The 25,410-nt window shown below is 36.1% G+C and carries 16 protein-coding genes and 1 tRNA gene; 11 read left to right on the top strand and 6 right to left on the bottom strand.

The genetic code is table 11. The annotated features are described in order from the left end of the window. The first annotated feature begins 491 nt into the window (after nt 1-491). The 6 genes from BC659_RS06480 to BC659_RS16940 all read left to right on the top strand — a co-directional run bounded on the left by BC659_RS06480 (nt 492) and on the right by BC659_RS16940 (nt 12,628). Nucleotides 492-3,395 carry a hypothetical protein gene (locus BC659_RS06480; protein WP_133473854.1) on the top strand — a complete coding sequence of 968 codons (2,904 nt, stop codon included), beginning with the start codon at nt 492-494 and terminating at the stop codon, nt 3,393-3,395. 3 nt (nt 3,396-3,398) lie between these two features. Further along, a complete protein-coding gene (locus BC659_RS06475) occupies nt 3,399-9,524 on the top strand; it encodes a DEAD/DEAH box helicase (RefSeq protein ID WP_133473853.1) in 6,126 nt (2,041 codons plus the stop codon). Next, on the top strand, nt 9,521-10,612 hold the full coding sequence (locus BC659_RS06470) for a PD-(D/E)XK nuclease family protein (protein ID WP_133473852.1): 1,092 nt from the start codon (nt 9,521-9,523) through the stop codon (nt 10,610-10,612). The genes BC659_RS06475 and BC659_RS06470 overlap by 4 nt, the downstream gene beginning before the upstream one ends. Then, nucleotides 10,605-11,735, top strand: coding sequence for a DNA cytosine methyltransferase (locus tag BC659_RS06465; protein ID WP_133473851.1), 1,131 nt, complete (start codon nt 10,605-10,607; stop codon nt 11,733-11,735). Before BC659_RS06470 ends, BC659_RS06465 begins: the two co-directional genes overlap by 8 nt. 387 nt (nt 11,736-12,122) lie before the next feature. Continuing rightward, a tRNA-OTHER gene (locus BC659_RS06460) sits at nt 12,123-12,204 on the top strand. Nucleotides 12,205-12,265: 61 nt separating this feature from the next. Then, complete coding sequence (locus tag BC659_RS16940; protein WP_211340710.1) at nt 12,266-12,628, top strand: nucleotidyltransferase family protein; 363 nt, start codon at nt 12,266-12,268, stop codon at nt 12,626-12,628. A gap of 174 nt (nt 12,629-12,802) precedes the next feature. Here the strand turns inward: BC659_RS16940 and BC659_RS06450 are convergent, their stop codons facing one another. Continuing rightward, nucleotides 12,803-13,159: a helix-turn-helix domain-containing protein gene (locus BC659_RS06450; RefSeq protein ID WP_133473850.1), complete on the bottom strand. Its 357-nt coding sequence runs from the start codon at nt 13,157-13,159 to the stop codon at nt 12,803-12,805. A gap of 2 nt (nt 13,160-13,161) precedes the next feature. Beyond that, nucleotides 13,162-13,473, bottom strand: coding sequence for a type II toxin-antitoxin system HigB family toxin (locus BC659_RS06445; RefSeq protein ID WP_133473849.1), 312 nt, complete (start codon nt 13,471-13,473; stop codon nt 13,162-13,164). A gap of 320 nt (nt 13,474-13,793) precedes the next feature. On the opposite strand from BC659_RS06445, the gene BC659_RS06440 reads away from it, so the two are divergent. After that, complete coding sequence (locus tag BC659_RS06440) at nt 13,794-14,561, top strand: CPBP family intramembrane glutamic endopeptidase (protein ID WP_133473848.1); 768 nt, start codon at nt 13,794-13,796, stop codon at nt 14,559-14,561. A 399-nt stretch (nt 14,562-14,960) separates the two neighbouring features. On the opposite strand, the gene BC659_RS06435 is transcribed toward BC659_RS06440, so the two are convergent. After that, nucleotides 14,961-15,797 (bottom strand): SDR family oxidoreductase, encoded by an 837-nt coding sequence (locus BC659_RS06435; RefSeq protein ID WP_133473847.1) that lies wholly within the window; start codon nt 15,795-15,797, stop codon nt 14,961-14,963. A 228-nt stretch (nt 15,798-16,025) separates the two neighbouring features. Here BC659_RS06435 and BC659_RS06430 point away from each other — a divergent pair, with 228 nt between their 5' ends. Next, complete coding sequence (locus BC659_RS06430) at nt 16,026-16,400, top strand: DUF4260 domain-containing protein (RefSeq protein ID WP_133473846.1); 375 nt, start codon at nt 16,026-16,028, stop codon at nt 16,398-16,400. A 90-nt stretch (nt 16,401-16,490) separates the two neighbouring features. Beyond that, on the top strand, nt 16,491-17,105 hold the full coding sequence (locus BC659_RS06425) for a hypothetical protein (protein WP_133473845.1): 615 nt from the start codon (nt 16,491-16,493) through the stop codon (nt 17,103-17,105). A 216-nt stretch (nt 17,106-17,321) separates the two neighbouring features. On the opposite strand, the gene BC659_RS06420 is transcribed toward BC659_RS06425, so the two are convergent. The 3 genes from BC659_RS06420 to BC659_RS06410 are packed head-to-tail and all read right to left on the bottom strand — an operon-like array spanning nt 17,322 to nt 21,548. Further along, complete coding sequence (locus BC659_RS06420) at nt 17,322-18,083, bottom strand: LytR/AlgR family response regulator transcription factor (protein ID WP_133473844.1); 762 nt, start codon at nt 18,081-18,083, stop codon at nt 17,322-17,324. Continuing rightward, entirely contained in the window at nt 18,080-19,171 is a 1,092-nt protein-coding gene (locus BC659_RS06415; RefSeq protein WP_133473843.1) for a sensor histidine kinase, read from the bottom strand. Before BC659_RS06415 ends, BC659_RS06420 begins: the two co-directional genes overlap by 4 nt. After that, a complete protein-coding gene (locus BC659_RS06410; protein WP_133473842.1) occupies nt 19,155-21,548 on the bottom strand; it encodes an outer membrane beta-barrel protein in 2,394 nt (797 codons plus the stop codon). The genes BC659_RS06415 and BC659_RS06410 overlap by 17 nt, the downstream gene beginning before the upstream one ends. A gap of 250 nt (nt 21,549-21,798) precedes the next feature. Here BC659_RS06410 and BC659_RS06405 point away from each other — a divergent pair, with 250 nt between their 5' ends. Beyond that, the gene (locus BC659_RS06405; protein ID WP_133473841.1) at nt 21,799-23,022 is read left to right on the top strand and encodes an AraC family transcriptional regulator; all 1,224 of its coding nucleotides are present in this window, start codon (nt 21,799-21,801) and stop codon (nt 23,020-23,022) included. Between the two features lie 206 nt (nt 23,023-23,228). Then, nucleotides 23,229-25,310 (top strand): serine hydrolase, encoded by a 2,082-nt coding sequence (locus BC659_RS06400; RefSeq protein ID WP_133473840.1) that lies wholly within the window; start codon nt 23,229-23,231, stop codon nt 25,308-25,310. Nucleotides 25,311-25,410: the final 100 nt, after the last annotated feature.

Raw genomic sequence — 25,410 nt, 5'->3', positions numbered from 1 at the left:
TAATTTTTTGTTCTTAAAATCTGATTTCAGGTTTTCGGAGTAGTATTGAATTACTTAATTGATTTTTTAATTCAATTAAGTAATGTTTTTTTGTTTGCTAAGTAATTAGTGTTTGATTTATGAGCTAACTTCAGTATATTAGATTTATAAAGAAAAGTTTCGAAAAGCTTGCGACAGAGTAAATCCCCCTAACCTTCGCAAAGGCTTTAACGTTAGCGGTCATAATACCGATACTATTAGCACTAAATCTATAGTTTCAAGGATAATAACACCTTAGAATAAATTTTGACTCTTAAATGGGCAAATATAAATTATTCAAATTAGGAGCATTTCAAGTAAACGCTTCTTGATATAATACATTAAAATGAAAAATAAATTCACTATCACCACAAAAAAAGAAATCAGATTGCTACGTAGCATTTGCTTTTATTGCTAAAGTAAGCGCCAATATATTAGCTCTACTAAAAGAGTCCTTTAAAGCAGTTATTATAATGAAATATCTTCAATGGAATCATATAATCGGAGAATACCTCTTCAATCAAAACATGGCGAATAGGGAGGTTCTTTTATATGTTACTCAAAAAGAAATTTCTGAATTAGGAATAATTAAATTCAATATTGCAACAGAAAAAGAAAGTTGGGCAGACTTCTGCAAAGCAATTAAGGGCGATTTTCCAGAAACATCTTCAAAGATACATTTCATTGATAAATTTTTAGTTGTAGCTAATAAATGGAAATCGTTTGAAAGAATTGTTTTTGAATTAAATAAAAATGAAGATTTAAAAATTGACTCAATATCAATCTACCACCCTGATAATAAGATTGTTTATCCTTTTTATCTTGCTTACTTAATTATCCTAATTATTCCCTTAACTGATAATGTTAATGAGTTTAGAGCAAACTCTTTTTTCCCGCCCCTCAACAATTTCTTACAGAAAAATGGAATTACAAATAAGCGAATCGGAACAATTCAAGAAATTGATTGGGTTTGGAATAATCTAGAGAAATGGAGCAAAGAACATTATAAAACTGATTTGGGATACTTTACTGAGAGACGTTTAGGAAATCATAATTGGGTTTATGTAAACAAGGCGTTTTCACAATGCTTACTTACCCCTAAAAATATTCGAGATATTCCAAATATTTTCTGGAAATCAGATATAGCTCCAAACTCTATCATTCCCGAAAAACAATTCCAAAGAATCATTACACTTTATGGTGTATCACAAGCAGGTTTTAGTCCAAGAATAATTTCTATCGTAGCAGATGAAGAAAACCCTTTAAGAAAAGTAATTATTGATATTGTAAAGCGTGAGTATATAAATTGGAAAGGGGATGTTATTGAATATGATGAAGACGATAAAATTTCAACTCCAAAATCAGGATGGGTTTATGCAACACTCCTTTCAGCATTTAATTTAAATAAAGCAGATGAATCTTTTAATCATTTTTATTATTTGTTTTCTCCATACGATTTTCCCGATGAGTTACATTTAGACGGAAATGAGGTTCTTAATTCTGGAAATGGATATTCAAAACCTCTAGCCATTAAATTTAATCAAAGTTTAAATCTAAAAGATGATCAGAATAAGTGGAAGGCAAGTACAACAAAAAATGAAATTATAATTTATACATCAGGCTTATATTTCGGTTTGCCAGCAGATAATTTTATTGAAACTGATAAAATTAGCAAACGGTCACAGATGTATCTGCTTTGTTCCGATTCAAAAAAACAAAGTATTGAAGAGTGGGGATCAAATTTTAAAAAAGGTGACTTTAATTATATTGACTTTGATAAAGTTCCTACTGGTTTTAATCTTTTTAAATTTAAAAACCCGCCGCATTCACATCCCACCGAAGAAATTTTAAGAATAACGACAAAAAAGAAATTAGAATTTCGCGGGGGTATCAGAATTAAAAATAGGGGTTATCTGAAAAATTTACTTCCAAAAATTTACATTGATGGTGCAGATGGAACTGAAAATGTTTTTTTAGAATACTCTGACACAAATCAGAGAATATCGCTTTGCCAAAATTCAGTTATTCCTGAAGAATTTATTATTCCAGATAGTGTTATTTGTAATCAGAATTTTTTAGTCAAAATTGAAAACGAAAACATTGTTAATTCTGAATTGCCATATCAGATTATTGATATTGACTTTAACCCGCTTGATATTGTTAATGAAAATTTGACTAAGCGAAACTGTTTCGGTGAAATTAGCGATAGTTCTGATGAATTTTATGTTACTGGAAGTAATACTACATACAATGAATGGAAACGACAAGCATCCTGCTCGATGCCATTTTTTTCGAACTCTTACGTATCAAGTCAATTTTTTATAAATAATAATCAATTTGAACTTCATAAGGGAAATCTAATTCTCCAAATTCTAACTATGAAAAGGAATTTGAAGTTTCAAGAGTTCTCGGACATAATTGATTCAATCGAGAATATTGAAAATTTTTGGGGGTTATCAAAGTTTCAACAAAGTCCAAAGTACATAAAACAAACAGCAATTAGTTTTTATGATTACTTGGGTTATCTAGATTATGATTACTTTCTAGATAAGATTACGATTAATAAACCGCAGTTCGTAATTATTCCTTCAAAGTATTCTCTGAAAGCAATTCTTATTGGAGGTCATTCTAAATCATTTATTGAAAATCTACAAGAAATTTGCAATATTCATGAAGTGAATCTTGAAATTATTCCTCAGAATAAGCAACTTGAAATTTATTATCTACCCGATTTAATTCGACTCACTCCAGCAAATTGTAATAACTGCACTTATGCTTGGAAAAAACTACAAAGGATTGCTGGTGATTTGAATATAGAGTTTAGAATTACCGAGAAGCCAATTCCACAACCGCAAATTATACAATTTGGGTTACAAGACTTTAGTGAAACAATAGAAGGCTATAAGAAAAATATTTTAGCAAATAAATTTATAGAAAAACCGAACTATGAATGGGCAAGAAAGGTATTTGATATTAACCAATTAAAGTTTGTAAAAGATACAACGGAAATTGATAAAAATCTTTCGTTGCAAGAGTATTACGTAAGATATCAATACACACATATTCTTTGGCTCGATGGGAAATCATATGAAGTAGACAGGAATTGGGGAAAGTTTTTAATACTATCTGAAAAGAATAAAAATATAATCTACTATAATATAAACACTGAAGAGTTGGCAATACCAAAGTATATTCAACTTCCACGACTTATTGCTGAATCAATTATGTTGCTTAGTGGAGAAGCACCTTATTATAAAAATATAAATATTGACGGTAGTAATTTAATTTATCAATTCTATCAAAATGTTCCTAAAATATTTGCTGAAAATTTGTTTAAGAAATTCAACCAAAATATTCAATTCAAAAGTGACTGGTAAGCTATGAAAGATCCAATTAAAGCATTTGACACAATAAAAGACAATTACATACGCTATGTTGAAACAGCATTTAATACAAAATTTGCTTCTGTAAATGCAGAGAGAAGAGTCAAGTTAAACACCGATAGGGTTTTGTATAGAGAACCCTGGATAGAGCCATTACCAGATTACAAATCAAGTGGCATTACAATCACACAACTTACAAAAGCAGACGTTCCTAATATGGATGATGTTGAGTTGGAAACATTCAAGTCATTAGTTAAGACAGGGTTATTTTCCGACGCTTTCCCTATGTATGCACATCAAGCTAACATGCTCAAACAAGCAATGAATAATAAGCATTGTATCATAACATCAGGAACAGGTTCGGGTAAAACAGAGTCTTTTTTATTACCACTGTTTGCACAAATTTCAAAAGAGCTTTCAAAATGGGGGAAATCAAAAGGGACTAATACAAATTGCTGGTGGAACAATTCTGATTTAGCAGATAAGGATATAGTTAAAAATTTTGAATTAAGTTCAGAAGTAAGACAAAGGCCTGATGATGGAAGACCGCAAGCTGTAAGAGCACTTATTCTTTATCCAATGAATGCATTAGTCGAAGACCAGCTTACTCGACTGAGAAAATCACTTGATTCGGATAAGACAAGAACATGGTTGAAAAATAACGCGAATAATAACTCTATTTATTTTGGAAGGTACACCGGTAGTACACCTTCATCAGGAGAACTTTTCTCTTTTAATGAAAGCGGAACAAAAATAATAAACAAGTATAAAGTTGAAGAACTACGTAAAGAGTTAGCTTCACTTGAAAAGGCAGCTAATGATATTAAACAGCATATCGAAGAAAATAAAAATATATCCGATGGATTAAGTGATACACCGGAAAACTTGATCGCATTTTATCCTAGGTTAGATGGTGCAGAAATGCGAACACGATTTGACATGCAAGTTGCACCACCTGACATTATGATTACCAATTACTCGATGTTGAGTATCATGCTTATGAGAGATATTGATAGCGGTATTTTTGATAAAACAAAAGCATGGCTAAACTGTGATGATGAATATTCAAAAGACCTCTCAGCAATAGAAAAAGAGAAAGAAAAAGAGAACAGAGTATTTCATTTAATCATTGACGAGCTCCACCTATACAGAGGTACACAAGGAACAGAGGTAGCGTATCTTTTAAAACTTATTTTGAATAGGTTAGGGTTACATCCCAATCATTCTCAATTGAAAATACTCGCATCTTCAGCTTCTCTTGATGCAAATGATAGTAAGAGTATAGATTTTATACAAGACTTTTTTGGTGTTTCTGATGCAAAAAGCTCCTTTTCGATTATCAAAGGAGAAAACAATCCAGTACATCCTTTATCAAGTGGAGTAATACACCTTCCTACTGATCCTTTCAAAAAAATAAGTGAATCATTTTATGCAAACAATGGTAATGTAGATTCAGATGAATTTATTAACCAATGTTTGCTAACAGCTAATGAGTTAAAATTGTTTGCTAATATTACTTTAATAGAAGACGAGCCAAGACGATTAGTTTTAAAAGTTTTACTCAATAAAAAATTAGAATTAAGAGAACGTCTTTATAATGCTTGTACGATTGATGGAAATGAGAGGGCTGTATGTTCTCTAAGAGCCAACGGGGATATTGAAGGCAAGGATATCTTAACTGAAAAACTATTTGGGGACAGTGCTTCAAATAATGATTTGCGAAAAGCATTAAGCGGGTTACTTATTCTCCGTTCTATGTATGACTTGCCGGAATTCAGAAAAATTGAATCTGAAAATAATGAATCAAAATTGCCACGACTTAGGTTTCACTATTTCTTTCGTAATATTGAAGGATTATGGGGTTCGCTAAATGCAAATGATATAGAAGATAATTTTAAGGATGAAGAAAGAACAGTTGGTAAACTATACTCACAAGCCCAAATAAAATCAGAGAAGGGTTATAGGGTATTAGAATTACTCTATTGCGATAATTGTGGAACAACGTTATTCGGAGGAAGCCGATTAAAGGCATCAGATGATACGGGTAGCTTTTTTGAACTGCTTCCACTTAGTCCTAATATTGAAGGTATTCCAGAGAAAACGCCACACAAACTTTTAGAAAAGAGGACATATCAAGAATATGCAGTTTTTTGGGTGAAAGGTAATCAAGATTTTGAACCACACGAAAGACCAAATGGATATTGGCGGCAGACAACGATTAATAATTCTATTAACCAAAAGGATTATATCTCAACTTGGGAGAGGGCTTCAATAAATATTTATTCTGGGGATATAAAAGAAACATATGAAAAGGCAGAGCAAGAACCTAATAATTGGCGAAGAGGATATTATTTTAAAATCGCACACAAAGATTCGCCTCGTATAGATATTGCACTTAACACTTCAGTAGCTGATACTCATAAAGCAACTCCTTGTGTTTGCCCTGCTTGTGGAGTAAACAACAGTAAGCATACACAAGGGTCAAACAAGAATAAAATTTCATCTATCAGAGGTTTTAGAACGGGTTTCGCAAAGTCAAGTCAAATGTTCGCAAAAGAATTAATGTATCAATTGCCAAGCAAACAGGATGAAAGAAAATTGGTTGTTTTTTCAGATAGCAGAGAAGATTCAGCACAAGTTGCAAATGGCATTGAAAGAAATCATTTCTTGGATTTACTGAGAGAACTTTTGATTCGGGAATTGAATAGCCGACTAATAATTAAACTTGAAATACTAAAAGCATTTAAACAAGATAATATTGAAAAAGTTTCAGAATTTAGAAAAACACATCATGAACTTGTTGATGAAGTTGATGATATTTGGTATAATGCTAATACCCATAGGACAACTCCCCAAGCAATCAGTGATAAGAAATTTGCATTGAGAAAAATGCAAGAAATTGAAACGAGAATTATTAAGGTTAGGGATTTAGTTGACTATACGAATAATTTGAATTTAGCCCCATTAGTCAAGCGAATTGCCGAATTAGGAATCAATCCGGGTGGCAATGACATTAGATTACAATCAACTCCCGACACCAAAATTCCATGGTATAAAGTAATTCAATTTGAGAACCCACAACAGTGGATTGAGGGTGTTGATGATGAATTTATAAAAGAAATAAAAAAAGGGACACTTCGAAAAATGGCAAATATGTTTTTTGCCTCTTTGTTTTACTCTTTTGAAAGTTCGGCATTAGGTTATCTTACAATTAATCCAGACACACCTGCTCTTACAAAATATGCAGCTACAGTTGGATTAGCTCCAAATGTGTTTTTGGAAATTGTAAATTCTACTATCAGAATCTTAGGGGATAAATATACTCACAATCAAGTTGACGAAGACAATTTTCCTTTTGATATCATATCGTACAATAATTTTCCAAGCTTATGTAAAGGGTATATTTATAATGTCGCAGACCGACTCTCTATTTCGGATACACTTTTAGGTCAAAATATTTTTGAATTGTTAACAGAAATAAATTTGTTAAGTGGAAATACAGGGTTGCAGTTTGAAGATCTGTTTATCAAAGCATCAATTGCATCTGATGAAGTTTGGTTAAGCAGCAGAAGCAGAAGAGCACATCTTCATTTTTCAGGTGGTGTTTGTACGCAGACAAAGTCACTGCTTAACCCAAGCAATAAAACAACTTGCGAAAAAATTTGGGAAGAAAATTATTTATCTCATTCTGCAATGATTCAAAATAGAGAGCCAATAAGAATTCATTGCGAAGAACTAACTGGCCAAACCGATAATCAGTTTCAAAGACAGCGACACTTTCGAAATGTTATTTTAAAAACAGAGGGAAGCCCACTTGTAAAACAAATTGACTTATTAAGCGTAACTACAACGTTAGAAGTTGGAGTTGATATTGGAGCATTGCAGGCAGTTATGTTGGCTAATATGCCTCCTCAAAGATTTAATTATCAACAAAGAGTTGGACGTGCAGGACGGCGTGGACAAGCATATTCGGTAATCCTTACGTTTTGCAGAGGTAGAAGTCATGATGAATTTTATTTTTCTAATCCACAAAAGATTACCGGTGATGCTCCACCAACACCGTTTCTAACGATGAAGCAAGAACGAATTTGTTTGAGGCTACTTTCAAAAGAGATTTTGCGACAAGCATATTTGACAATTAACGTGAATGAGAACTTTGATGAAAGTAAATCAAGTATTCACGGAGTGTTTGGAAAGACCCAAAATTGGGACAGATACAAAGAGCAAATTACAAATTGGATTAATACTAACAATGATGCGATTAAGCTAGTTATTGATTGCATTACACCATATCAAATAAGCTCTTTGAAAGAGCGTTTCCAAGCCTATTTTACTGATGTACTTTCAATAGATGGGTTTATTTCAAAACTTGAAAGTGTAATAATGAATGCGGAAATTCCGACTGATGATATTTCACAAAAATTTGCTGAAGGCGGGATACTTCCAATGTTTGGTATGCCAACTGACGTAAAATATTTTTATCACGGCACAGCGCCAAATTATGAAACTTTAAAAATTGACAGAGGGCAAGCTATGGCAGTTTATGAATTTGCCCCAGGTGCACAGAAAACAAAAGACAAAGCTATTTATCAGTCTATTGGTTTTACTTCAGATATTGTAAAATTAAATGATGGCGGTAGAGATATTTTAACTAATAGGATAGATAGCTTGACAGGTAATTCTCCTTTCTATTTAAGTAGATGGATGGAAAGGTGCAAACAATGCGGGTATAATAAATCATTTAATGAAGATGAAGAACCAACGAACTTGCAATGCCCAAGTTGCGGAAACTTTGATACCTATACATATGGAAAGTTTAGAATTAAGTCACCTAAAGCATACAGAGGAAATTTTCTTTTGGGAGCTGACAATAAAGATGAGGCTGACTTTGTAACAAATCGCCCACCTATTTATGCTGACCGTTCAACAGAAGATGATGCAAATAGACTTGATAAAAATGTTGGTAATGCAAAACTTATAATTTCTGATAAGGATGTAACTTGGAGAATAAATACAAATGGGGACAAATTTTATTCAGGTAGTTATTATGAAATACGAAATTATAATCCTGAGACTCGTAAGAACTCGATTTTCCGCAACCAATGGATACAAGATGCTTTTGTTCCAACTGCTATCGGTACAAATAATCCTTTTATAAATGAGAATGGGTACAGTATTGAGTTCATAAATAAAATTCAAGAACATCCTTTAGCACTTGCAATCAATAAGAAGACTGAAATTTTAAAATTATATCCTACTTCAGTACCCCCAGAGTTGCATTTAGATATGTTCAGTCTGAAAGACAAACCAAATTATTTTGAGAGACAGAGTTTAGGAGTAAGAGCAGGTTTTTATTCAAGTGCATTTTTACTTCAAAGGGTTTTGGCAGATACACTTGATGTCGACCCAACAGAAATTGAAATCGCCGACATAACAAAAAGAGAAATTCATGATATTGTAAAGAAAAACGTTGCTGAAATTATTTTAACAGATGAGCTGCCAAACGGATCAGGGTTTGTTAGAAAACTTTACGAAGAGTTTGAATCGATCCTTGATGAAGCCTTACATCCAATATCACTAGATACATACATAACACGAATTCATTCGGATGAGCATCAAAGTAGATGCAATGATGCTTGTTACGACTGCCTGAAGGTATATCGTAATATGAATTGGCATAGTCTTTTGGACTGGCGTTTAGGTTTAGGTATTTTAAGAATATTTAGAGATAGTAATTATAAGTCCGGCGCAGATGGAAAATTTGAAGAGGTAGAACTAAAACATTGGAAAACATTTGCTACAACATTGAGAGATCAGTTTGTTGAAAGCTTTTTTGTCAAAGAAGGGAGTACAAAAGACGATTATATGATTGACTTTGATGGATTACCCGCAATCAAATATGGCTCAGCAAGAAATGGTAGAAGAAAAATTATATTAATTGTTCATCCATTTTGGAAATTAGAAAAACCCGAAGAAGATGCTTGGTACACAAATAGGATTATTGAAGCACACGAATACATTCTTAGTAAAGGAGGAAATGTAGAGGATGATTTTGAATGCTTAGATACCTTTAATCTTCAAAGAAGAATAGGTTGGTGCTTTGAAAAAATTATGAATAAATGATTAAGAAGTTAAGCGATCATAAAATAAAAATGGTGAATCGGATTTCGCCAAGCCAATATTATTCAGCTATAAGTTGTCCTTATAAATTAGTTTTAGCTAATTCATTCGGATATCAATCTTTATTGCCTATAAATGCAAATGCACATTTTGGCTCTGTACTTCATAAAATGATAGAACTGATATCAAAAGATGTTATAATTGATGAACAGTCATTCTTAAAAAACTGGAGTGACTTAATCAAAAAAAAAGAAGATGAATTGAAAGAAAATGGTTTAGTGGGTATAACTCCTTTGAAGTATTTTGTAAATGATTTTGCGTTTAAGAAAAATCAAGTTAAAAATATCTTACTGAAAAAGCGAGATAGATTGAAGAATACAATACAACCATCTTCAACTAATTTTTTTCCTGAAAAGAGGTTAGAAAATTCAGATAAAACCGTGACTGGTATTGTAGACTTGATAATTGAAAATGATTCAGGTACAACAATTTTAGATTTCAAAACTGGAAAAGTATTTTCTGATGCAATTGATGAAAGTGGTATAACAGAACAAACGATCAAAATAGAATATGAAATTCAACTCAAACTATATGCGCATTTATATTTTTTAATGACAAAAAAATATCCTAAATCTCTTTTCATAGTAACTCTTCGAAATGATTTCATTAAAGTGGAATTTGAAAATTCAGAATGTGAAAAAATTTACTTGGAAGCACTAGAATTACTTTCTACTATAAACTTTCATATCTCAAATAATGATATGGCTGCTATTGTAAATCCTACTATTGAGAATTGCAAGTATTGCTCTTATAGACCCGCATGTAGCTCTTATTCCAAATGGTTGACTGTAAACTTTGAGGCTGTAAATGACCTATTTGGAAGAGTCGAAAAAATCAATCAGTTTAGCAACGAAACAATTGGGTTAGAATTGAAGACTCAAGATAAGTTGATTTTAATAAATGGGTTACCGTTAGAGAAAAAAGAGAATTTTGAATCTTTAATTGGTAAAATTATAATACTATATAATTTAAAAAAAACAAAGCAATCATTAAATGCTACTGCTAGTAGCTTTACAGTAGTTTATGAATAAATATCACGTACAGAAGTTGCCAATACTATCCTTCTATTCCGGTGGTGGTTTTTTAGATATGGGTTTTGAACAAGCAGGTTTTGAAATTGTTTGGACTAATGAGGTTGATGTGGTTTTTGCAAAACTTCATGCTGCTGGAATTAGTTCATGGAGAAAATCAAGGGGTAATAAAATTAAAGCGGAAATTTTTAATACAAAATCCATAGAGGAAATTTCTTCAAGTGAAATTTTAAGGGAAGCGTTTCCTGATGGAAGGCCTAAACACTTTGGTATAATAGGCGGACCACCTTGTCAGGACTTTAGTATGAATGGAAGTCGTAAAGGTTTTGAAGGGGATCGAGGCAAACTCACAATATTATTCTTTGATAAAATTTTAGAATTGAAGCCATCATTCTTTGTAATGGAGAATGTAACTGGTTTAACAAAACGACATGAAACTAAAGAATTTTTAAAGGCACATTTAAAAAGAGTTGAGAAGGAATATTTCATTGATTATGAAAAATTAAATGCTTTAGAATTTGGCGTTCCTCAATACAGAGAGAGAATTTTTTTTATTGGTATTAAGAAAACAGAAATTGACTCAAAAAACTTAACTCATAATCCAATAGGTAAATGGTTCCCCTTCCCAGTTGACGATAAGTATAAAGATGCTGCAACAAAATACAAGTGGGCATCACAAGCTCCTTTTGGAAAAAGTTTAACCAAGCCCAAAGATTTACCAATCGAATTGTGTGTTGAAAGTTGTTTAGTCACACAAAAAGAAATAAATTCAATTGCGAACGCAAATGAGTTCTTTAATTTGTATGTGGAGTACAAAGTACTTGACCAAATCAATGAAGGTGAAACAAATAGACCGTCATTCAAACGCCTTCATCGTTTTAAATATAGCCCTACAGCTTGCTATGGGAATAATGAGGTTCACTTGCACCCATACAGACACAGGCGGTTGTCGGTACGTGAGGCTTTAAGAATACAAGGAGTACCGGACTCTTATGTTTTACCACCCGCTCTACCTTTATCGAAAAAGTTTAAGATGATAGGAAATGGAGTTCCTGTTCCACTGGCGAAGGCTGTTGCAGTAGCTTTAAAGTCATTCATCATGGACAATAAAGTCATCAATTGATAAGCCACACAAAACATCACTTTAACTTACTAAGTGCTTGAAGTAAAAATACTGAGGCCTATATAGTATTTGATAATAGAAATGTTTTTTATTTGTATATCTTAAATTATTTTCCTGTAAAATATTTATAAGGTCATATTTTGGGTCATCAAAGTTCTTTTAAGTAGTATTTTAAGTATAAAACATTGATAATTAAGGGTTTTGCTTACAAAAAAATCTGACTGTTAATCAGAGGGTCGCTGGTTCAAGTCCAGCTTTGGGAGCAGAACCCTCCGCAGTAATGCGGAGGGTTTTTTGTTTTGTGGTGTTCTCAAAATAAGATAGTTGGTTAGAGCATTCGGCCTGAGGCGGATTAATCAGAGGCTGAAAAGAGAATATCAGGTATAATCCCAAATAGCTCAGTTGGTTAGAGCATTCCGCCTAAGGCGGATTAATCAGAGGGTCGCTGGTTCAAGTCCAGCTTTGGGAGCAGAGCCCTCCGCAGTAATGCGGAGGGTTTTTTGTTTTATGGTGTTCTCAAAATAAGACAGTTGGTTAGAGCATTCCGCCTGAGGCTGATTAATCAGAGGGTCGCTGGTTCAAGTCCAGCTTTGGGAGCAAAACCCTCCGCAGTAATGCGGAGGGTTTTTTGTTGGTTGTTAATTGACGCATACAGTAAAAAACGTAAATTCATCATCAGAATGAGCCGGGTGAAACTTCATAGTAAGCAAGAACTTTTATCTGCTATCTCTACAAATAGGGAAGTGATAAAATCCTATGGAGTAAATCGCTTGGGTATTTTTGGTTCATTCTCAAAAGGAACTTCAACAGAATCAAGTGATGTTGATTTGCTGGTAGATTTTGTACCCGAAAAAAAACATTCGACAATTTTATGGACTTGTCTTTCTTCTTAGAAGAACTATTTGGTAGGAAAGTAGAACTTGTAACTCCTCAGTCACTCAGTAAATTTATTGGTCCTTACATTTTAAAAGAGGTAGAAAATGTCAGCCTCTAATCTTGAATTGGTTCGTCATGTAATGATTCAAACCCATTTTTATCCCTTACCGATTCCTGAACCCCTAATCATGTTATGCCAACAATACTTCCGCAGGAATACTAAACTCCCTGTGAAACAACTTTGCCAGCTCCAGTGTGAGCGGTTTACGTTTGTTCAGCAATGCCGATACATATCCTTTGCTGCCGACTTTCCCGACTAAATCTTTGTTCTTCAAACCCAGATCCTGCATTTTCAACTTAATGACTTCTATAGGATCGGGCACGGGAACAGGATAATGAACATCCTCATACTGTTTGATCAGCAAAAGCGCTACCTGAACTTTCTCCCCTTCCGGACTGCCAGGTTTAATACGATGATCAAATTGCTCGTCTACCCAATCAAGGTATTCCTGGTATTGCTTTTTTGTTTTTATGATTTTAAGTTCCATGTTTATTTCTTTTTAAACTGAATTTTTTTTACATCTATCTTATCATATTCCGCATGCGTTCCAAACCATTTTACCTGGATTGCCTTAAAATCAAATACCATTCTTACAACCAACCTGTATTTATTCCCCATGATATTAAAGACAACCCTGTCGTCTGCAACAAGGCTTGCATTTCCGTACACTTTTTTTAACTCGTTAAAATTTTTAAAGTCGGCATTCACCAGTTCATGATACCACTCCTGCAAAGCTGTTGCGGCAGCCGGATATTTCCTGCAATAATCCAATAAGGTTTTTCTGGTGATGATATTAAACACGATACAAAGATAGTAAAAAGTTTTCTATTAGAAAACATTTTAAGCACCTTAACAAGGCGCCATGTTTATCCATAAGCTTTAGCGTCTCAATGACCTGGCCCCGACGCTACGGTCGGGATGCAGACAGCATCGTCTGCATGCAAATTCAGCTTTGGGAGCCACACTGTACAAGCCACCAGAAAGGATAGCTTTTTCTTTATATAGCAGTCAATTAGGGAAACAGCATCTTATTAAATTACGCTATTCATTTTTCAATTTCGTTTCATCAACGGTTAACGTATTAAATTTATATTCCTTAATTACATCAACCGGTCCATAAAATGATTGAGAAATACAGACAAGTTTTGGGAATAATCGTCATAGCAACAGTTTTGGTCGTTAAATTATTTAGCGAAAGTGTGAATCAAATTTTATGGAATGACAAGGCAGCACCACATTTTTATTTGAGTATAACAGGACAAATTCTTTATTATTTAGTTCCAGTATTAATTATACTTTTTATTTTTCATACACCACAAACCCTGCTTTCCGAATTAGGATTGAATAATGGCTTTTTGAAGGGGGTCTCAATGGCATTTATTTTTACACTGCCAATGCTAATTGGATACTCTTTATTTGGACATTACAACAATGAATTTCCACTAATAAAGAATATTTCCTTCGCTTTCAAAGACGGCTTTCGAGAAGAAATCTTTTACAGAGCATTCTTATTTGGACAACTTTTTAGACATGTTAAAGTAAGTTTCATAAAAGCCGTAGCAATCAATGGACTAATTTTTGGAATCTCTCATCTATATCAAGCGCATAATTTTATTGAAAGCTTTGTTGTTTTTGCAGTAACTTTTGGAGGTGCAGTTTGGTTTGCCTGGCTTTTTAGTAAATGGAGATTCAATATATGGTTACCTATTGGATTGCATACATTGATGAACTTGTACTGGGACTTATTTAGTACTGATAAAACAGCAATGGGTGGACTTTTATTAAACCTTCCAAGAATGCTGACAATTGTTATTTCAGTTTTTGTTACCATTAAAATGACTAAAATAAATCAGACACAGGAACAAAAATATGAGTCAAGGGAAAGTTAAGACTTCATATCCCTTACAGGCAAATATTCAATCATCGAATTTTAGATGCATCTTTCGACTATTAGCATAGCAGATATAAAGTTCAAAGGGTTATACTCGTATAGTATGATCCCTTTTCATTTCTGGGAAAGAATGATTATATAAGGCTAACTCAAAGTTGAGTTATGAATAATCTGTTTCTTTTTTAGGAATTATAGAAATCGGAATAAACCTACACACTCAAGAAATGAATCCGGTTACTAAAGTTGAACCTTTCGATAAAAAAGGTTTTGTTTTTCAAGAGTGCGGAAAATGCGGAGGGTTCGCTGGCCCCGACGAAAGGCCGGGATGCAGGCAGCATCGTCTGGATGCAAGTTCAGTTGTTGGCTGCAGGTTCAATATTTCTGTTGGGCTTTTTCTTTAGTGAAGCGCAGGCTGAAGAGGTCCATAAAAGTAGGATGCAGTTGCCCCACCATCTATCAAAATATCTGTTCCTGTTATAAAAGAACCTTTATCGGAAAGTAATAATGCTGCAACAGTGGCCACTTCATCTGCCGTACCGGGTCTGCGGGCAGGCGATTTGGCAAACATATTTTTATAAAAATCGCCACGGGGTCCGTTCATTTCATCCAGTGCAAGCGGCGTCATAATAATGCCGGGCGATATGGAATTGATTCTTGCGCCCCTTTCGCCCCATTTAATAGCTTCTGCCATTACTCTTTTTACATTGCATCGTTTGGCAATCTGATAAGCATGTAGTGTATCTCTTATATTTTCTGGTTTCACCATATCCAAATTCAATAAAGCATCGGGTGCCAGGGTAGCCAATAACCTATCTTCTTCAGCTGTTAAAGCAGGCATTCTATGTCCGGATTGACTGGAAATGGTTACACCGGCGCCGCCCTGTTTGATTACTTTACCAAATGCTTCCAGTAATAAGGCTGTTCCGTATAAATCGATTGCTATAATCTGTTCAATAGAAGCCTGGCTGGGAGAAACCCCGGCCGCATTAATGAAAAAAGCGATTTCGCCTTCTTTCAGTGAAGATTCAATTAAAGTAAGTATGGATTGTTTGGAGGAAATATCAACCTCAAATGGTACAGTGTCAAATCCAGCTTCAGCCATCATGCTGGCGGTTCTATGGGCATTCTCTATTTTCCAATCAGCTACAAAAATCTTTTTCCCATGTCCCACTCGTCTGGCAATGGCCATGCCTATTTGTCCTGCGCCAGTGAGTACAAGCACTTCTTTTTTCATGTTCAGTGTTTAATGCATACAATTTAGCAGAATGATGCATAGCTACATAATTTTTCAACGTATTTGGAGCTATCTTTCCTTTGCAGGGCACCAAAATTTTCTATGGTTGGGGAAAGCCTGGTGTGGTCAGGCAAACAGCAAAGGTTGCAATAATTGATCCCGGGGCACTCGGAAATTAACCACCAATGTTTTAGGTTTGGGTATCATTTCAATGATCAAAATACATGTATGAAACAGGTAATCAAACTCGAATCAGCCGGATTGTTCTTATTATTTACCGGTCTGTATTTTCATTTGTACCCGGGTAGCTGGGGCTTTTACCTGGCTTTGTTTTTTGTGCCTGATCTTTCTTTTGTGTTGTACCTCGTTACCAAAAAACTGGGTGCTATTGCCTATAATATTTTTCACCACCAGGGCGTTTGTGCTGCTTTGCTCATCATGGGTTATTATATACAGTCAGCGGAACTGATGAAAGTAGGGTTGGTATTCCTTGCGCATTCCGCATTTGATAGAATGGCCGGCTATGGACTTAAATACTTTGATAGTTTTGATCATACCCACCTGGGATGGATTGGTAAAAGCAAACACCTGAATAAGGAATAAATATTCCCTTTCTTTTTTTAAGAGCGTGTTGCTTTACAGACGATATCAAACGAAAAGGGTTATACTTGTTGCGTATAACCCTTTTCGTTTGTGAAAAAGCCAGATCAGATTTTTTACCCGAAGTATAGCCTTTTTGCCGTATGTCTGTTAACACTGATGTCTTTGCATTCGGATGCACAGTCGGTTCAGCAACGGAATTGGGTGGATACTAAAGTTACGTATAGCTCCTCTGCTAAAAACGCAATCATCATTACCAATAGTTTGCCCAGAGGAGGAGGTATTGTGCAACATAAAGGGAAAGAATACCAGTATTTTATTTTTTGGACCAGCATAAGCAATGAAACTCCCTCAACTGTAGAACTGGATATTAAGTTTCCTGAAATAAACTTCTTTCCATCTAAAGAATCTCACTTTATGGTGGCATTTACGAAAGCGAATATGACATTAGAAAAATTGGAGCTATTCGACTACGGACTCACCGATGTACCCTCTCTTTTAAAGAGTGAATCAAATCGATTAAAAAGTCTTGGCAATAAGATTGTATCGAAAACAGCGTATTGGTTTTATACGCCCGTCTTTATTCATAAAACTAAATGGCCCGTTAGGGCAGGGCTCATATTGAAAGATAAAAAACTATTCTACAAAATTACAGCCGGTGCAGATACAGTGATGGTTCCTTGTGGAGGAATAAAGTTTATACATTAAGTAAGGCTGAAATGCTGACGAAGAATTTATTAAAACTAAAACGACCGGACAATTTCGCTTACCAGTCAGCGTATGTAAGCCATTGATTCTGAGTAGAACAAAGTTGAACATTTACTTAAGCATGGTATCAAATATATAGAACTCTGTTACGAGGAACTAATGACAGTGCAATTATGTTGTAAATGTTAGGATAAGTATAACGAAACCATTTTAATATTAACTAAACCACTCTTTGAGTTGGGCAATCCTAGACTGGCTTACGATTAGTTTATCCTCCATATTTTTCAATAGTATGGTATAATCATTTCTTTCATTGATACGGATTGAGCGGATGAAATGAATGTTCACAATATCTGATCGGTTTACCCTCAAAAATAGCTGTGGATCTAATTGTTCTTCCAATGCCGAAAGGGTTTCTTCCATCAATGGATATTTTTTCCTGTCGCCCGCCACTGCAAAAATGACGCCGTTGGTTATGCGAAAAAAAATAACATCTGCTACATCAATAACAAAAAGCTCTCCGGCTACTTTCACAGCAAAACGTTTCCTGTAATTAGTATCTGGTTTTTGCTGGAGCCATCCTGCCAGTTGCTTGAGTAGTACATTATCTTTGGTAAAAATGCGTTTCAGGGTCATAACTTTATCCAACGCATGATGTACTTTTTGGGCTGTGATGGGCTTTAGTAAATAATCAATCCCATTATGTTGTAATGATTCCTTCCAAAACTCATCATAGGCCGTTGTAAATACAATCACCGTCTTAAGGTCTGTCTGTTGCAGAGCAGTGAGTGCATTGCCATCACGAAGTTCAATATCGCAGAATACAACATCAATACCATCGTTTCCGTCCAGATTTGTAATGATCTCTGCACAAGTACTGTATATGCCGCTAATCGTTACTGATTCGTCGTATTCCTTTACAAACCTTCGCATTTGCTCGGCGGCTGGTAATTCATCTTCAACAATTACTACATTCATGCCTCATCGAGTTTTAATTGTTTGATTAATGGTACCTGAACCCGGAAACTACCCTCTATGCTTTCATAGATTATTGTTTTTCCAGACAATATTTTATACCGGTGTTCTAAATTCTTCAACCCTACGCCTTCAGAAATGGCCTCCCTGAAACGAATTTCATTTTCCATCACCAACATTTCATTACTGATCTTAACTCTTATAATGAGTGGCTGATACAAAGAAACCGCATTGTGTTTTACTACATTTTCAAGCAATAGCTGCAAAGTGCCGGTTACGATATATAGTTTCTCTTTTGTACAGGGTTCCACCTCTTGTAGATCTAATCGAAAGGCATCGCCGAAACGTGAACTGAGCAGAAAAAAATAATCCTGCATATATTGTAATTCATCAAGCAGTGTTACCAGTGGTTGCTTTCCAGAACGAAGGTGATAACGATAAAGCTCGGATAGACGTTGCGAAAATATTTCAGCCTGAGCTGGTGAACTTTGGATTAATGCAGACAGGATATTAAGATTATTGAATAAAAAATGTGGATCTACCTGCTGCTGCAATTGTACCAATCTGGTTTCTGAAAGCATGTTTTCTTTTTCGATGATATCCTGATTAAGCCGAAAAACCTTTTCATTGTATAACCCAACAATAATCGAAAAACATATAGGTACATGAAAAACCCCCACCATTATTCTTGATTCATTTAGTATGAAGCTGATAGTGGCACCACCGCTATAAATCATACGGTTTACAATAACACCATAATACAATCCGTAAACAAATGGAAACAGAAGCAAACTCATCACAAACAACAATCCATAAAACCAGCCAATTGACATGGCACTTTCTCTTTTGCGAATGAGGCGGTAGCAAAAATAGATGGAAGAAAATGTTGCCAATCCGGCCGCCACATAAAAGAAGAAACTGGCCCAGGTAGAAGGTGTTCCCTCTGGATGAATGGTGGCAAAAAGAGAGAAGATAAGAGATGAATATAGTATTGTAAATATCAGCGCAAAACTCCAGGCACTAAAGTAGCGGATGCGTTTCATGTTCTTTTTATTGGCTGTTAGCATTTCCTGATCATAAAATGTCATCATTTACTATACCTTTTTTTCTACCTACATCTTCACGGAGTTTTCCAAAGGTATATTGAAATCCTACAAATATAACCCTGTACAACCGCTTCGCTGTAGTCTCACTTCGTACAGCATTGTCTTGAAAATGGGTGCGTAAAGTGAAATAATCGCTGTGCACATTGTTCCAGTTAATGGTTGCAAATAATTTGTTCTTAATGATATGATAACCTGAATTTATCTGATAAAAAATATAAGGGCTCCTGCGTCCTAACAGGGATACATTTCGCACATCTACACCACCGCTGCCGCTAAGGCTGAAACGGTTTCCTGCATCCCAGGAAAAAAAGTTGCCTACAATACCTGAATAACCATAACTGTGCTGCTCTTTTTGTAAACGGTTCTGTATATCAACATAACGTATATCGCCCCATAGCCCTGCCTTGAATTTTTTAGAGAACTGGTAATTGATACTACCTCCCAGCGAAATCAACTGCTCTTTTCCTGCGTTTCCAAAAGTAACTGCCGTAATACCTGTTGCAGCATTGAATAAACGATAAGAGAGTATTTGATTGTTGCTAAAACTACCCATTAAAGTTGTTGTAAAAAATAAGTTGCCTTTATTATACCGCAGTTGTGCTACCAGTTTATGAATTTGCTGAGGACCCAATCCGGGATTGCCATAACTGATATGAAAGGAGTCTATATTATTCACAAAAGGGTTCAGACTGGTAATATACGGCCTTAATAGTTGTAGGTTGTATGCCAAAGAAACAGAACTATTCTGACCCGTTTTCCTGCTCCAGTAAAAATTAGGAATCAGCGAAAGATAATCTTCCTGCACGGCAGCAGATAAGTTGCTGAACATGCCTTTAATATTTGTACGTTCTAATCGCAACCCTATACGAAAACTATTCTTTCCAAATTTGGCACTAATAGTACCATATGCAGCATATACCTGCTGTTCATAGTTAAAACGATTGCTGTTGGCTGAGTCTTTGATGTAATTACTGTCTTTATCAAACGTAAAGCGGCTTGTATAGTCAGCCGAAGCCCGGCGAAGAATGGTTTTAACACCTGCTTCAACCGTATATTTATCAGAAGCCAGGGGTATTGCATCCAATTGAAAAGTATATTCATCATTCCTTGCTGCAGATTGATTAATCATCCACTTATGGAATGTCTGATATTTTTGAACGTTTGTGGTATTGATCTGGTTGCTGTTACCGCGCCAGTTAAAACGAAATAAGAATTCCTTTTTCGGATTCTTTTTGGCTATCTGTTTATAGTCAAGCCCTGCAGTAAGCCCCGGCGATCTGTCTTTTCCATTTGCAGTAATGTACCCTTTATCATACGTTCCTCCGTCTAATTGTGTGATAACATCTTGCTGCAGCCCGTTGTCAGTAGATGTTCTGTCGGTACTTATATATCCAATTACCGAATGCAGGCTGTCCATTTCAAAATTTACTTCCATAGTGGCGGCATTCGTTAGTCTCTTAGCTGCATCTGCCACATTGAGGGTTCGCTCTTTGTATACCGATGCAGATAATGGTGTCGTTACGATGGTTCTATATTCTGTCAACGGTTTCCATGTACCATCTGATGTTGCATTTAATGTTATACCCAGCTTGCCCGTACGTCCCGTTAGTGTGAGCCCGGTACTGAAGTGGGTTAAGTTGCTGGTATAAAGTGTTTGAAAACCTTTATAACCTCCGAACTTTTTGGTTACAATATTTATAATGGCAGTAATACCTTCTGCATCGTATCTGGCAGCAGGAGATGTAATGAGTTCGATGCGGGAAACGATCTCAGCCGGAAAGCTACGCAGTGCCTGCGCAATACTGCTTACAAACAAGGCGGTTTCTTTACCATTCATCAATACTCTATAACTTGTTTGGCCTGCCACCTGTACCTCACCAGCACCATCAACGGTTACAAAGGGAAGATTGCTGAGTACCTGTGATAAAGATTTTGAACGAGCCATACTATCGGCACCTACATTGTAAATAAACCGGTCATCTTTTACTTCCAGTAGTTTCTTTCTACTGCTTACCAGTACTTCAGCCAGTTCGGTAATGCTTTGCCGGAAAGTATACTGCAATGTATCTTTTTTAACATCAGCTATCAGTGTGTCAACAACACTTTCCATCCCCATAAATGTAGCATACAGGCGATAGCGTATTCCATCAGCAGGTATACGAATAATACCAAGTTGATCGGTAAGCAGTGCCTTACGGTTCTCCTTTTTTTCAATCATACTTAATATTACGCTTGCATTTTCTGCCGGTTGTCCGTTTTCTAGTTTAAACTGCATTACTGTTAGCTGCCCGCTTTGGGCATATAGTTGAATGGTACAACAGCAAAACGTGAACCAGCATAAGATTACTAATCTGTAAAGCATAGCTTGATTTTCATGCAAGATCAGCAGTAGGGAAAAGCATCTGGGCGAGTAAGAATTGAATGCCTGTTAAAAAGAATTGAATGCTTGATAAAAAGGATTGGATAGCAGGTGGCTTGTATAATATTGATACTGTTTGTTAACATGCTACACAAACCCAACGGGTCTGTTATGTATTACAAAATAAAAAGGGTTAGCTATACCCTGAAAGGCTGATGCAGCAGTTTGCTTTTTTTAGTTTTATCTTTATTCTATGTTTTCATATGTTGGCTTAGGCGTTGATCTGTTACTGATCCTGTTATTGATTTCTAAAAAAGGAAAGAGCCTGGCTGATCGTATTCTTTTAATATGGCTCATTATAATCGGTTGCCAACTACTATTGTATGCCCTAAGTCTTCAAACCATCACCATCCATAATATTCACTGGCTTTTAGGAACCAGTATTCCATTCCCTTTGCTGCATGGCCCTATGCTGTACTTATATACGGCAGCTACCACGCATATGTTACCCCGCAGGCGCTACCTTTTGCTATTTCATTTTCTTCCTGCCCTCATCGGGATACTATTGTTTACACCTGTTTTTTTGCTATCAGCGAATGAAAAAATGGCTTTTATTGCGCAGCCGGCTAATGAATACAAAACAGCAAATTTTATCCGAATTGTTTTACTGCAGGTATCAGGTTTTGTATATGTACTCTGGTGTTTGTTTTTATTACGCAGACATACCACCAATATTCGCCAGGAGTTTTCTTATGAAGAAAAAATTAACCTCAACTGGCTACGGTATTTTATATATGGGTTAGCTGCTGTGTGGATCATCATTGTATGTACACGCAACGATTATTATATTTTCCAAACGGTTGTGCTTTTCATTGTATTTCTCGGCTATTTTGGCATCCGGCAGGTTGGCATATTTACAACGGCCCGGCAGGCCCATCATAATATGGTCATCGAAAATCATTGGCAGCCTGCCATAGCTGTTGAAAAAGGTATCGGAGAAGATGTTGATACATCTGCAAACACAAATGCTCCGCAAATACAGCAAGAAGATGATGCGACTGAACGCCTTCCAAGGAAAAAATATGCCAATTCAGGTGTAACGGCTGAAATGGCCATGGAGATCCATAAGCGCCTGGTTTATTGTATGGGTACGGAAAAACTATTTACCGAACCCGATTTATCACTATACATGCTTTCTCAAAAAATTAAAGTGCATCCCAATTATCTGTCACAGGTTATTAATGAAAAAGAGGGTAAGACTTTTTTTGAATACATCAATGCATTAAGAATAGAAGAGTTCAAGCGGTTGGTGGCCTTACCGGAAAGCAAAAAGTTTACCATCATTAGCCTGGCTTATGATTGTGGATTTAATTCAAAATCTTCTTTCAATAAAAACTTCCGGAAAGTTACCGGACTCTCCCCCTCAGATTATCTCCAATCCATCGGTCTCGAAAAAGACCCTGATGCTGCACTGTAAGCGCCAGTCTGTATCAAACAGGGTTCTTTCTACAGGGGATTTTTATAAAATATTGATTATCAATTTTTTTATTCATGTCTCAGCTTATAAGATAAGCCCTTATTTGGTTGTACTGTAGTCATTTTTGCCAAAGAAAAATTACCCCGGGTAAAGCTGTTTACAAGTTCATACGGGGCGCATGTACACAATAACCAAATAAACCCAACATGAAGTATTCGATTCTGGTTGCTCTTTTTTGTAGCCTTTTACTAACTACCAATGCCCAAAAAGCCGATAAAAGATTGGCAGGTTTAGACAGCATGATTCAGCGCATGCTTACCGAATGGAAGGTACCCGGAGTATCTGTTACCGTGGTAGAGAAAAACAAAGTTCTGCTCGCAAAGGGCTTCGGGTACAAAGATTATGAACGTAAGGCACCTGTTACAGAGAACACACAATTTGCCATAGGCAGTTGTACAAAAGCATTCACGGCATCACTGGTGGGCTTTGCCTTGAAAGAAAAAGGAATCGACTTAGACCTTCCTGTGCATAGTTATTTTCCGGCACTACAGTTTTTAGATCCTACGCTCACCGCCAATGTAACCCTTAGAGATATGCTTTGTCACAGAACCGGATTACCCCGGCACGATTATTCCTGGTATAGTGGTGCCGCTATTGCAAGAGACAGTCTGGTACATAATATCCGTTTTCTGGAGGCATCAGCGCCACTCAGGCAAAACTTCCAATACAACAATTATATGTACATGGCCGTAGCCAGTGTATTGGAAAAACTCTATGGTAAAACCTGGGAACAACTCATAGAAGAAAAATTCTTTACACCATTGGCCATGAAAAATTCATCTACCGGCAGTATGGGTACATCGGGCGATTTCTCTTATGGCTATGTCTATAAAAACGGCACTATACAAAAAGTAGAATTTTTAACAGAGGCAGTGAAGGGCATGGCACCGGCGGGTGGTATCAGTTCTACTGCAAATGACATGGCCCGTTGGTTATTACTGTGGACGAACCAGGGAAGATGGGAAGACAAAGAAATCATCTCACCCTATTTTTATCAGCAGGCCATCAGTTCTCAGATGATTGCCTCTGCCAACCTGCCCACTTCTAAAATGACCGATTATTATTTCTTCAATTACGGACTGGGTTGGTATGTTGCCAACTATCGTGGACATTATGGTGTGGGGCACGGTGGTAATGTAAATGGGTTTAGTTCCTTCACCTCTTTTTTACCAACAGATAGTATCGGCATTTTTGTATCGGTCAATCAAAACAATTCTGTCTTACCCCGCATACTTACCAATATACTCATCGACAGAATGATTGAAGCTGGCTTTCGCGACTGGAATGCGATTTTAAAACAGCCTGCAGACAACAGGCAGCAGGCATCCAAAACCAATCTGCCCATCACCCAACCTTCACATCCCTTGCAGCAGTACAATGGAAACTATACCAATAATGGCTACGGAAACATTACCATTCAGGCAGAGCAGGGTAAACTCACCGGAACCTTCAATCGGTGGAAACTTAATATTCAGCACCATCAGTATAACTATTTTACTTTTTCGGTGAATGCAACCGTTTTTGATGGCAGCGAAGCCATACGTGGCGAATTTAAAGTGGGGGCAGATGGTAATATTGAGGCACTTACATTACCCTACGAAGATGGAATTAAACCCATTGAATTTAAAAAAGAAATAGCTGTTGTTGCCCTAGATAAGGGCGAATTAAAAAAGTATGAGGGCTCGTTCACCTTATCCGGTTTACTGTTCAAAACCTATATCGATGCCAATGGGGCGTTAAAAGCCATTGTACCCGGACAGCCGGAATATGAAATGGTACCTGTTAAAGAACATGTATTCAACTTAAAGGGTCTCAATGGTTTTAGTGCAAGGTTTATCGTAGATGATAAAGGAAATGTAACCGGATGTGCGCTTACGCAACCCAATGGCACTTTCGAGCTCACAAAAGTACTTGCCACCGCACCCGCAACTGTTTCAGCACCCACGTTAAATACCGTTACCGGGGCTACAGAAACAGGGTTCAGTTCCTATACCGGTGAATATATGATGGGCGTACAAACCGTGAAAATATGGATGGATGCAGGTAAACTCAAAGCATTGCTTCCCGGCCAGCCTCCATATGAACTGGTGCAGGGAAAAAACGAAGCGTTCTCCATTAAAGGCGTAACCGGATATAGTGTAGTGTTTGAAAAAGATACCAAGGGGTCTGTAACCGGATATACAATGTATCAACCCAATGGTAGTGTAAAGGCGGAGAAGAAAAAATAAGAAGCTGTAGTAAACTACCCTTCATCCATTTATTAACTTAAGTTAATAGCTACCCAATTGTTCAATGATAGATTTGCCCTGTATCCAATCATCCTAAAGA

The sequence above is a fragment of the Sediminibacterium goheungense genome, assembly GCF_004361915.1.
Classification (GTDB): Bacteria; Bacteroidota; Bacteroidia; order Chitinophagales; family Chitinophagaceae; genus Sediminibacterium; species Sediminibacterium goheungense.
Note: the sequence above shows the minus strand (reverse complement) of the source record. Positions and strands in the feature narration are given on the sequence as shown.

Bases quoted from the DNA above. Each gene is read 5' to 3' on its own strand.
- BC659_RS06480 (WP_133473854.1), top strand. From the start codon at position 492: ATGAAATATCTTCAATGGAATCATATAATCGGAGAATACCTCTTCAAT.
- BC659_RS06475 (WP_133473853.1), top strand. From the start codon at position 3,399: ATGAAAGATCCAATTAAAGCATTTGACACAATAAAAGACAATTACATA.
- BC659_RS06470 (WP_133473852.1), top strand. From the start codon at position 9,521: ATGATTAAGAAGTTAAGCGATCATAAAATAAAAATGGTGAATCGGATT.
- BC659_RS06465 (WP_133473851.1), top strand. From the start codon at position 10,605: ATGAATAAATATCACGTACAGAAGTTGCCAATACTATCCTTCTATTCC.
- BC659_RS06450 (WP_133473850.1), bottom strand. From the start codon at position 13,159: ATGGAACTTAAAATCATAAAAACAAAAAAGCAATACCAGGAATACCTT.
- BC659_RS06440 (WP_133473848.1), top strand. From the start codon at position 13,794: ATGATTGAGAAATACAGACAAGTTTTGGGAATAATCGTCATAGCAACA.
- BC659_RS06435 (WP_133473847.1), bottom strand. From the start codon at position 15,797: ATGAAAAAAGAAGTGCTTGTACTCACTGGCGCAGGACAAATAGGCATG.
- BC659_RS06430 (WP_133473846.1), top strand. From the start codon at position 16,026: ATGAAACAGGTAATCAAACTCGAATCAGCCGGATTGTTCTTATTATTT.
- BC659_RS06420 (WP_133473844.1), bottom strand. From the start codon at position 18,083: ATGAATGTAGTAATTGTTGAAGATGAATTACCAGCCGCCGAGCAAATG.
- BC659_RS06415 (WP_133473843.1), bottom strand. From the start codon at position 19,171: ATGATGACATTTTATGATCAGGAAATGCTAACAGCCAATAAAAAGAAC.
- BC659_RS06410 (WP_133473842.1), bottom strand. From the start codon at position 21,548: ATGCTTTACAGATTAGTAATCTTATGCTGGTTCACGTTTTGCTGTTGT.
- BC659_RS06405 (WP_133473841.1), top strand. From the start codon at position 21,799: ATGTTTTCATATGTTGGCTTAGGCGTTGATCTGTTACTGATCCTGTTA.
- BC659_RS06400 (WP_133473840.1), top strand. From the start codon at position 23,229: ATGAAGTATTCGATTCTGGTTGCTCTTTTTTGTAGCCTTTTACTAACT.